Source organism: Phormidium sp. CCY1219 (genome assembly GCF_055795085.1).
In genome coordinates, this window is record NZ_JAYFEQ010000866.1 from 1 (window position 1) to 11,074 (window position 11,074).

An 11,074-nucleotide genomic window follows, 5' to 3' on the forward strand; every position below is an offset into this window, starting at 1 on the left:
GTCTTCTGGTCAGGTGAGCTTGGGAAAATAAAGTCTTACCAAGCCCCTCCCTTTAGGGATGGGGTTCCTGACTGTTGCACAGCCGCCCTAACTCAGGGCAAGGCGTAAACACAATGCCAATCAAATACCGACACAGCCGACAATAGACCTGAATCGTTTCTCCAAACAGCACTCGCTGTTTCGTCGTTGGATTCAGCGTCCATTTGTCGGTACGAATGATTTTGGTTGGCTTCTTGGTTCGCATAGCCATAGTTTAGCGCAAGGTGATGACTATAGCGACAAGATTCAGGAGTTGCGCTCATGCGGTTGCCTTGATTAAGTTTCACCATTTCTGTTCTGAAACACTCCATCGAAATCAAGGCTACGATAATTAGTTGCTGCCGTTCGTTGAGCAACACCTACCGTTAGCGATGTGGGGGAATGCGGCACTGGTTTTGTTCAACTCTGTGCAGAGATTCTCTGGGGCGATCGCCGTTCGCTCCCCCCACCCACTTTACCTGCCTCTGTAGCGGATCCCATCTCGCCAATTAATAGAGACACAACCCGGACCGAATGCAAAAGGTGTGTCTCTTGAAATGTTATTTATTTTTCCTGCCACGGACTGATTCTGTGGACACTAGGCAATTTCGCGCTCTGGCATGGCGCGATCGCGCATCGGGGCACTGGGCAACTCCACCAAGCGATCGAGCTGCTGTCGGTATGCACGGGGTTGCACCGAGGCAGAGAGTAAATCTGGCATCTCTTGCCAGCAATGCGGACAGAACCAATAAACACCACTGTGGCGAGCGTGGCGCAGCAACTGACTAGAACAACAAGGACAGTGGTTGGCAGTATTGTTAAACATAATTCCCAATTGGTTTCGGATTAACGAAAAATTTCAACGATAGAGAAAGGGCATGAAGCGAAATCAAACGGTGGCATCTATGCTCGCGGGCCACCTTCTTTCAGTTCCGGCGCAAGCTTCCTGCGTTGGATAAGTAGAGTTTATCGAAACCAATTAATAATCCGACAATCAATAACTGAACCATCCAAGGCGCTAAAGCAAAACCCCAAATAAAGCAAACGACCGCCGTTAATGCCGCGAGTACGAAGGGGATATCTGCAGAGGCTCGGAGATAAACACAGGCGGATCCCATCGAAATGGTTAGGAGAGTGAGGTAGGCAGCGGGCATAGGTTTCTACTCCTGGCTTTTCTTCTCAACGATTCGGAGCTTCATTCGCTCTATAGTTGAAGTTAAAATATGAATGTGAAGATGCCGTGAAGAAAAGGCTAGGGATCGACGAAATCTCTAAAGTTTTTTTGGAATAGACACTCTCGGTTGCCAGTAATAATCCGTAACATATGGGGCCACAAAACCGCCGGAGTTCTCTGTAATATGGTCTGGCAACCCCCAAGCACTTTTACCCAGTACCTCCACCTTAAAAAAATATTAAAAAAGCGCGACTTGCTGGAAGGGGATGCCCGATCGCGCTCTGGTTGCTCCCCTCCTGCTCAACCTGTGCTTTGCGATCGGTTTACAAATCACTGGCAACCGTTAGCTGTTTCGGTTGGCACCGATGAATGTAAACGGCGATACCTCTAGCATCCTCGCCCTCTAAATCCTCCACGTATCCCCCCCGATAGAGTTCCGCTTCCTTGGCACTCATAAACGGACCGAAGTAGTACGTACAGGCGGGTTCGGCAGTAACAATTTCTACCCACCAAGCCACTCCCAACTTTTCCAAGTAAGAGGTAAACGCCTCTTCAATCTGTTCTGCTAGCTTCATGCAATCCTGCCAGTATTTCAAAGGTTGGACAACTGAATCAACTATAATCAGCTACTTCAATCCTGTCAGTCATCTGAGATACTAAAGCCAGGTTGTGAAGAATTTGTGAAGTAAATTGTTAAAAAACTTAACTCAACTTCATAAAAACCGTTTTCCTCCCATAGGGATCTAATAACCCTGGAGCCTCTGTGATTTTGCAGGGCAGATCCGATGGTCTTCCCGGCGGTCAAAAAATGCAAATGGCGAGTCTGGGCACAACCATCGAACGCTTGGCACTTATCCCGCCTTTCGTTCTCCTTTGCGCTTTTGACTCGCCGAGCAAGCTGGTGGGATTGGCGGCGGGAAATTATGTGGACCAACCCAGGGTTTGAGCGACCTGAGCGGCTAGGTTCATCGGCTCGAACGGTTTGGCAATCACAGAAGTAATCCCAAGTTCGGAAAATTTGCGCTGGTCAGCGGAGAGGACTTTTGCCGTCAGTAAAATCACGGGGATGTTCTCGGTGCGCGGATGGGCTTTCAGCTTTTTAAAGGTGGCAGGACCGTCCATATCCGGCATCATTACGTCGAGCAGAATGGCATCCGGTTGCTCGGCTTGGGCTAATTTTATTCCATCATTGCCAGAACTGGCGGTCAGGACTTCCCAGCCGCCGACCATCTCTAAGCTGAGCTGAGCCACTTCTCGGATATCATCTTCATCATCGATAACTAAAATACGTTTGGAACTCACGGTGGGATTCTTATCCTCCTTCGGGAGGGTGCGGACAACTGAAAATAAAAATTCTCAAAAATCGATTTTATTATCTTTAAAACTCGCGGATTGAAAACACAGCGGCCTCGGGCAGCCGTACACCGCGATCGCCAATAGCTGGAAATCATACCCTCAGCCATAAGGAGCGATCGCTCCTTATGGCTGAGCGAAAAACGCGCGCCTTGCTGGCTCGCTCCCCTACATTGATAAGCAGGATTTCTTCTTATATTAACTTTTTCGAGTACCAAGCGTCGCCTCGTCTGACTAAAACCGAGGGTTTAGAATTGAAAATTGGTAATTGACAACCGAGTGTAGCGCCGAACCCGGATTTTCCAGACTCTCGGTCAACGGCGTCCCCCGGACCGAGCTACCGATCCCTTCTGCGGAAGGGCATTGAGCATCGAGAGCCGCTGGAATTAACAATTATAAATTTTCCTCGTGCAAAGGCAAGGTGAAATAAAACGAACTGCCCTCACCCACGACGCTGGCGGCCCAAATGCGACCTCCATGATGCTCCACAATACTGCGACAGATGGCCAATCCCAAGCCAGTGCCGCCCTTTTTGCGCGAGTCGGATGCATCGACTTGTTGAAACCGTTCAAAAATCGATTCCAACTTTTCTGGGGGGATGCCCCGGCCCCGATCGCGGATGTGAAAGCACACCGTGGGCTGCGTCATCGGGGCAGAGCAACGGTCCGAGTCACGGTTCGATCGCGGGTCGAGGGTCGCCACGGTGCTCTCGGACTGGCAAGATTCGGGAAAGGCAATGGATTCTGCCCTCGGCGCGATCGCCGCACTCAGCCAAACCGTCTCTCCTTCAGGAGAAAACTTAATGGCATTACTCAATAAATTGGTCAACACCTGAAAAATCCGATCTGGGTCTGCCTGGAGGGACAAATCTAACGGCGTCACCGATAAGCGAACATCGGCATGCATCGCCATCGAACGCAATGCATCGGCTGCTTGAAGCATCAAGTCAGCCGCATTGCAGAGTTGATAGACCATCGTCACCTTGCCTGACTCGATCCGCTCCAAATCCAGAATGTCATTAATCAACCGCACCAAGCGATCCGTATTGGAAACCGCAATTTCCAACATCCGCGATGCCTTTTCAGGGCGAGCGGTGAGCAGGCCCCCCGCCAGCAACCCCAAAGAGCCGCGAATCGAGGTGAGGGGGGTTCGCAATTCGTGACTGACCACGGAAATAAACTCATCCTTCATCCGTTCCACTGCAAGGCGTTCGGTGATATCCTTAAACGTCAACACGGCCCCGACAATTTTTCCTTGCTCTTGAATCGGAGTGGTGATATATTCCACCGGGAAACAAGAACCATCCTTGCGCCAAAACACCTGATTGGCTCCCTGATGAACTGCGCCATCGCGAATCGCCCCATATAAAGGAGAGGCCAATATCTCAGGGGTTTCTACATCCCCGGCGATCGCGAGCTGCTGGGGGTTGGACGCGGCCCGTGGTTCGCGATCGCCGAGGGCATTTTCCCTCGGGCGATCGCGCCCCACCGATCCCCGAGTCAGTGGCTTGTGTAAAATCATCCCCAGGGGCGCACCCAACAACTCTCCTGGAGGATATCCCAACATTTTCGCCGCCGCCGGGTTAACAAATGTGGTCTTTCCCTGAGCATCCATGCCGCAGATTCCCTCCCCGGCACAATTCAAAATCAACTCATTTTGATGGCGCAGGCTCTCGAGCGCCTCTTCCACCCGCTTGAGATCGGTCACATCCCGGGCGATGGTGGACACGCCGGTAATCCGTCCGGCAGGATCTTTAATCGGAGAAATCGTCAGGGAAACGTGAATTTGCGAGCCATCTTTACGCAAATGCACGGTTTCATAATGATCGATACTCGCTCCTTGCTGAATTCTTTCAAATAATCCCAACTCGCTATGTTGGCGATCGCGCAATACCAACCGGGAAATCGATTGTCCCTTCATCTCCGAAGCAGTGTACCCATAAATCCGCTCTGCACCGGCATTCCAACTCAACACGATTCCCTCTAAAGTTTTGCCGATAATCGCATCATCCGACGACTCCACAATCGATGCCAAGCGCAACAATTCCTTTTCGGCTTTTTTGCGTTCGGTAATGTCGCGCCCCAACACCACTAATCCTTTGCGGGTGCCGTCGGCGTGAAACAACGGCACTTTAATCACATCAAAAATGCGCGCCATGCCATTCACGCTCCCGATGGCTTCTTCCACATGGGAAAGTATTCCTTTCTTCCAGGCTTGTTCGTCGGTGCGTTCGCAGTAGAAAAATGCCTCGCTGTAAGACCGACTCATTTCGGCAAGCTGAGCGTCTGTGAGTCCGCGATAGTCTTTGCCTTCTAGCTCAAAGATTTTTAAAATGGCATCGTTGGCTTCTAACCACCCGCCGCGTTCGTCTTTAAAGCAGACAATATCGGGCATCGCATTAATCAGAGTTCGCAGTTGCTCTTCGCTTTCGCGCAATGCTGCTTCCGCCTGCAGGCGTTTGGTGATGTCGGTATGAACGCAGATTAATCCCACAAGCTGATGGTTGTCATCTTTCACCGCATCGGCGCGCAGCCAAATCGACACCATCGAGCCATTGCGCGATCGCATTTGCACTTCTCCACTCCAGCTTTTGCCCCAGCGAATTTTGCCAAATACCTGTTCCCAAACCGCGCGATCGCGAAACAAAATCCCGTGACCGCCTCCGGCATTCAGTTCTTCTACGCTATAGTTAAATAACTCTAAAAAGGCACGGTTGTGATAAATCGATCGCCCGGTCATATCGGTCATCGCTACCGCATCGCTGGTGCTTTCCACCGCTTGGGTGACGCGAATTAACGCCTCTTGTGCTTGTTCGCGATAGCGGATTTCTTCTTGCAGGCGTTCCAAGGTGCGGGTCAGTTCCGCCGTGCGTTCTGCTACCAATTCTTCTAAATGATTGCGATGCACGCGCAGTTCTTCTTCCGCTTGCTTGCGTTCGCTGATATCTTCAATTAAGGCGATCGCAAATTGGGGGGCAGATAAGCGTTCCCGAATTGCAGAAACGCTGACTCGCACCCACACCCAACTGCCATTGGCACTGATATATCGCTGTTCCACTTGGTAGCGATCGCGCTGAGCGCGCAGCATTTCTCGAAACAGTTTATGACTCGCGCCAATATCTTCCGGATGGGTAATCTCGGCAAAGCGTTTGCGGGAAAGCTCTTCTTGTCGATATCCCAGCATTTCCTGCAGTTGGGCGTTGCTCTCGATAAATCTTCCTTCCAAGTTCAACAGGCTCATGCCAATGGGAGAGCCTTCAAAAGTGGTGCGAAATCGGTTTTCGCTGGCGCGTAATGCCACTTCTGCTTGTTTGCGTTCGGTGATGTCGCGACAGGTATAAAGCACGGTGCCGCGATCGATTTTGACTCGCTTTACACTCACGAGTAAGGTATGCTTTTTCCCGCTTTTTCCACGAATCGTCCGCTCGATGTTGTGAATTTCTCCCACTCGGGCAAGATGGTGGGCATCGAACAGTTTATCCCCTAATAATTTCCGAATATTGCCGGTTTTATACGCTTGTTGCACTGAGTATTCAAAAATCGCGGACACTGTGGGACTAATATAGGTAAATCCACCTTGATTATCGGTAATGAACACGGCTTCGGAAATGTTGCTTAAGACGATCCGATGCAGTTCTTCGCTGTGGCGCAATGCGGCTTCCATTCGTTTGCGATCGCTCAAGTCTCTGGCTACGACGAGCAAATCTTTTCTCCCTCCTCCTTCCCCTAAGGGTGTGGCGGCAAGTTCTACGGGTACGATGGTTCCATCTCGGCGAATTAACTGCACTTCCACGAATGAAAGGGGTTGTTGTTGCTTTTGCACTTGCTGCAACAAGTGGCGCAGTTGGGAATCTCCCGGGGAAACGAAATCGAGCATCGATCGCCCGATTAGCTCTGCTGGGGTCGCCGCACCGAGGAGTTTGGCTCCCGCTGTGTTGATTAGGCTGATTTTATCGTGGCTGTGTACTACGATCGCTTCTGGGGAGAGTTCCACTAATTGTCGATAGCGCTCTTCGCTTTTGGTAAGGGCGGCTTCGGCTTTCTGGCGGCGATCGCGATCGCGCAGGGCCATAATTCCATAGGCTAAATCGCTTGCCAGTTCTTCTAAAAGCTGCACTTCTGCAACATCAAACGCATTGGTAATACCCCCATAAATCTGCAATGCCCCAAAGGCTTTTCCTTTGCCAATTAAGGGCAAAGAAATGGTGGAATACAACCCGCGCGCGATCGCCGCACTGCGCCAAGGCTCCAATCTGGGATCGGTTTCGATGTTCTGCACGACGCAGGGTTTTCCGTTGCGAATGCTCTGGCTGGTTAGTCGGATGGTTGCTTCTACCTCATCCCCCCAGATCTCAAACATGCAGCCATTGTTGGCTCTATCTCCCGCACAAGCAACGGGTTGTAAAATTTGCATGTCGCTTTCTCCCCCACTTTCTGGGCGGGCAAATGCCACCCAGGCTAACCGATATCCGCCGGTTTCAACGATAATGCGACAAATTTCTTCGAGCAGTTCGGATTCTCGGGTGGCTCTTACCATTGCTTGGTTGCATTCCCAAATGGTGGTTAAGGCGCGGTTCAGGGAACACAATTCCATTTCTACTGCTTTGCGATCGCTTAAGTCGTGGATAATTGCCGAAAATCCTACTAATTCTTCACCCACTTCGTACAAAGCGGCGATCGTCATGCTGGCCCAAAATCTCTCCCCATTTTTGCGAATTCTCCACCCTTCATCTTCGCATTGTCCGGCGGTTGCAACTAGTTGCAGCTCTTTTTCCGGTTTGTTACTTTGGATATCTTCTGGAGGATAAAATCTGGAAAAATGCTCTCCCATAATTTCCCGGGCTTGATATCCTAAAATCCGCTCTGCTCCTCTATTCCAACTGATGATTTCTCCCTCAGCGTCGAGCAGCACGATCGCATAGTCCCGAATCCCTTCCACTAATAAGCGAAAGAGTTGTTGCACCGGCACTCTAGACCTTTGCTGCGGCTCTCTACTCCCTCTTTTTCCTCGTCGTCTCTTTCCTCTCCAAGGCGAGGCTAAGGTTGCCGTCTCCCTCTGCCTCTCTAACGCCTTGGCTTCTTTTTCACTCTCCGTTCGGTCGTTTTTTATGCCGCTTTCTCCTCGGGAAAGGGTGCTTGCTGCCAACTCTCTCTCTCGCAACAATTTCTCGATTCGATACTTTAATTCCGCTGCAGTCCCCGAGCCGATAATAATATCATCATACAAGGCTTTACCTCTGTAATGTTCTCCCTCTGTTTCTTCTGCGTTTCGCAAATTTTCCAGTTCTCGCTCTTCTACTACTAACAGCACGGGAAACTGTGCCTCTAAGGGCAATTCTCTTCTCTCCCTCAGTTGCAGTTTATATCTGGATAACCCCGGTTTATCGACAATGCAAGCTTGAATACAATTCTGGCCGCTTGCCGATTCATTTAACCATTTTTTTATTTGTCTCTCTTCATCTCTTTTTCGTTGAGTTTTTGAGGAAAATTGCAAAATATCGTAGTGACTGGCTAATTGCTGCGCCAGTCGATTTCGTTTCTGTAGATCGTCTACTCCGAGCAAAATGCGGTTCATATTTCACCCTTTCTTTTGCTTATCCGCCTCGAACTGTTGCTGTCCTACCCCACAACCCACCCCGGCGCTGTTGGGCTAGGATTTGTTGCTGACGGGCATCTCTCGTTCACCCTTATTTTTACCTTAAACCGACCTCAAGCTTTCGGCAGGTAAGGGGATTTCCGATCGCTCAACTTGAGTTGACCTGGAAATGCACTGTGGCTGACCCCAGTTCGGTTCCATCCCCTTGGCATTCCAGGCTCGATCTGAGAATAATCGGCATTGAAAGGCGATCGCCGCACCGATTCATTGCGCCCTATCTTGCTCCCTGTCTGTTTCCCTTCTTTGTTAATTTTTATAAATTTATGTTAATTCTTTATCCAGTGGCGCAATAATTCGATTTTACCTGCAACCCCAATCAATGCAAAGCCTGTTTCACCATACTATCTTGAAAAAAAAATACAGACGCTAGATGCTGCGTCTGCAAGGTCAAACCCTGTTCGCTTTCCTGGCAACGAGAACGCTCTCGCCGCCGAAAAGGATTAACACCGACGCATTTGGGTCAGCAGCAATACAATTTCATCGATCGCTTGGCGCAGTTGGCGCGCCCGGCGATCGGATTGATTCACCATAATGCTAAAAATCAGGGTATCGTACTCGGAATTGGGAACGTATCCCGATAAGGCGGAAACGCCGGTTAAGGTGCCGGTTTTGGCGCGCACTTTCCCCTCGCCGGGGGTGTCGCGAAATCTCCATCGCAGGGTACCGCTGACTCCCCCGACGGGTAAGGAGTTGCGGTAAATTTCGCTGTTGGGAGAATAGGCAAAAGCTCTGAGGGTTTGCACTAGGGCTTCGGGACTGACGAGGTTCTGTCTCGAGAGTCCAGACCCATCTACTAATTCGTAACTGTCACTATCCACGCCTATTTCGCTTAATGCGGCTTCTAGCACTTGCAAGCCGGCGGCGATGGTTTCTTCGGGTAGGGCTTTTTTGGCTTTGTTTCCGGGATTGGTACCGAGCGATCGCAGCAAGACTTCGGCATAAAGATTGTTGCTCTTCTGATTCACCTGCATCACCAGTTCCGATAGGGGCGGCGATTCAATGGTGGCGAGTTCTCGCTGTGCGGATGAAGGCGTCGCCTCGTGGGTGACGAGTCCTCGTCCCGCTGTAATCCCGACTTTGGCAAGGGCTTCGCGAAAGTGTCGCAAAAAAAAGTTGCCCGGATGAGGCGTCGCAACGTAAATGTCTTCCGGTTCGGATCCGGCCCGCAATTGCCCGCTGAGGCGAATCACTGGCGTGGCAAAGTCTCGCCCGACTTCTAAAAATTCCGGTTGCGAGGATGCAACGGTAATCGCATTGTTCTCGATCCGCCAGCGCATGCCTTCGCGGGGATCGGCCCAGGTGACGCGCAAGGGGTCTCCTTGGTTCTGCGGCCACACTTTTAGCTCGATCGCGTTTTGATTGTAAATTAAGCTGTTCACCGGCGCGCCATACCCGGCTTGCACGTCTTCCCACTCCCAGTTGGGGTTGAAGGGTAATCCCCGAAAATAGCTGTCGTCGGCGATGATTTGTCCGATTTGCTCGATTCCTTGGTTGTGCAGTTGTTCGGCGATCGCTTCGAGTTGGCTGGCGGTAATGCTGGGGTCTCCGCGCCCTACTATCCGCAAGTGTTCCAGGTTCCCGGGGGTGCTGTCTTTGCCATACACGGAGGTGCGGATGCGAAAGTTGGATCCGAGATGGTGCAAGGCGGCGGCGGAGGTGAGCAGTTTGGCGTTGGATGCGGGAATAAAGTAGCGATCGCTCTCTTTTTGATAAAGGGTGGGGTTACTTCCAGAGTCGAGGGTCTCTACTAATATGCCCCACCGCGATCGTCTCAATTCGGGCCGGTTGATAATCTGCGCGATCGCTGGTTCTAGTCTGGATTGACAAATCCCTGGGGCCTCTGCAACGGCTACGGTGGGGGTCATTCCCGCAATGATGCCGCAAATTAAGCCGAATATCCCCGGTTTGCGCGATCGCGGTTTCTGGTTGTGCGTTTTCTGCAGCGACAATAACCTTGCCATCTTTCCTCTACTTCCCTCTATCTTTTCTTGACTCATACTCTGTGTTTTCAAACAACGATTTGCTGCTTTGTACTTGGAAAAGCGCCGGATCCACGAAGGTATCGGCGCGATCGCCGAGGTTTTCACTCCCGACGCCTTCTCGTCAGGGATAACTTCCCTCTAAAACCGTAGAACCACGGCAACAGAGCGCTTTTCGGGGGATGGAGACCCGAGTTGTTTTCCCCGGCGCTTTACCTAATTTCATCATCGGCTACAGCAGTAACTTGCTTTTATGTAAACCTTTGTTTCATTTTCTGTCATTTCTGAGAAAATCTCCGCAAAGGAGCTAAAGTAATAAATGAAGCGATAAGCTTCCCTGGCAGATTAAAACAGCCAAGTTCACATTCACTTATCGAGGTTCCACGCTGTTACATCTCATATCTGTCTCGTCTAACCCCAACAACACCCACTTGATGCGGGCTGATATATCCTCAACTGACTGAAAGGCAGCAATGCAACTGAAATTTTAATTTCGGTTTATCTGCAAAACCTTCGCAACCAGAGGAAGTCACTCGGCTAGCTCGGTGGGTGTTGTTTGTTTGCGCCGCAATTCTCGGAATTTTTCCTACTTCAATTCGCCGGGGGAATGGCAACTCTGATGCGATCGCTTCTATCTCCCTTCCCCTGAGCTTTTCAGGGTCATTGTCTGTTTCTGGCTTTTACAAAAGTACATAAAAAGGCAAGTCAATACTTTTTTTTTGTAAAGTTTATTGTCATCCGCTTGCATTTCTGAAAAAACGCGCTAAAGTAATAAATGAAGCGTTAATCAAGCATTGATGCTTCCCTGACAGATTCGTAAACCGTCCACATTACCCAAAAGAGGTTCAAACTGTTTCAACTCAAATCTGTCTCGTCTAACACCAACAACACCCGC

General features: G+C 50.5%; 6 protein-coding genes. All 6 read right to left on the bottom strand.

Translation table 11 applies throughout. The features are described 5' to 3' along the window. Nucleotides 1–52: 52 nt before the first annotated feature. Complete coding sequence (locus AC0QH1_RS28300; RefSeq protein ID WP_324634789.1) at nt 53–250, bottom strand: hypothetical protein; 198 nt, start codon at nt 248–250, stop codon at nt 53–55. Between the two features lie 366 nt (nt 251–616). Further along, on the bottom strand, nt 617–844 hold the full coding sequence (locus AC0QH1_RS28305) for a hypothetical protein (RefSeq protein ID WP_324634790.1): 228 nt from the start codon (nt 842–844) through the stop codon (nt 617–619). A gap of 671 nt (nt 845–1,515) precedes the next feature. Then, nucleotides 1,516–1,767: a DUF1816 domain-containing protein gene (locus AC0QH1_RS28310; protein WP_324634791.1), complete on the bottom strand. Its 252-nt coding sequence runs from the start codon at nt 1,765–1,767 to the stop codon at nt 1,516–1,518. Nucleotides 1,768–2,113: 346 nt separating this feature from the next. Further along, complete coding sequence (locus tag AC0QH1_RS28315; protein ID WP_324634792.1) at nt 2,114–2,494, bottom strand: response regulator; 381 nt, start codon at nt 2,492–2,494, stop codon at nt 2,114–2,116. A gap of 444 nt (nt 2,495–2,938) precedes the next feature. Beyond that, nucleotides 2,939–8,119 (bottom strand): PAS domain S-box protein, encoded by a 5,181-nt coding sequence (locus AC0QH1_RS28320; RefSeq protein ID WP_324634793.1) that lies wholly within the window; start codon nt 8,117–8,119, stop codon nt 2,939–2,941. Between the two features lie 521 nt (nt 8,120–8,640). Next, on the bottom strand, nt 8,641–10,161 hold the full coding sequence (gene dacB, locus AC0QH1_RS28325; protein ID WP_324634794.1) for a D-alanyl-D-alanine carboxypeptidase/D-alanyl-D-alanine endopeptidase: 1,521 nt from the start codon (nt 10,159–10,161) through the stop codon (nt 8,641–8,643). Nucleotides 10,162–11,074 lie beyond the last annotated feature (913 nt).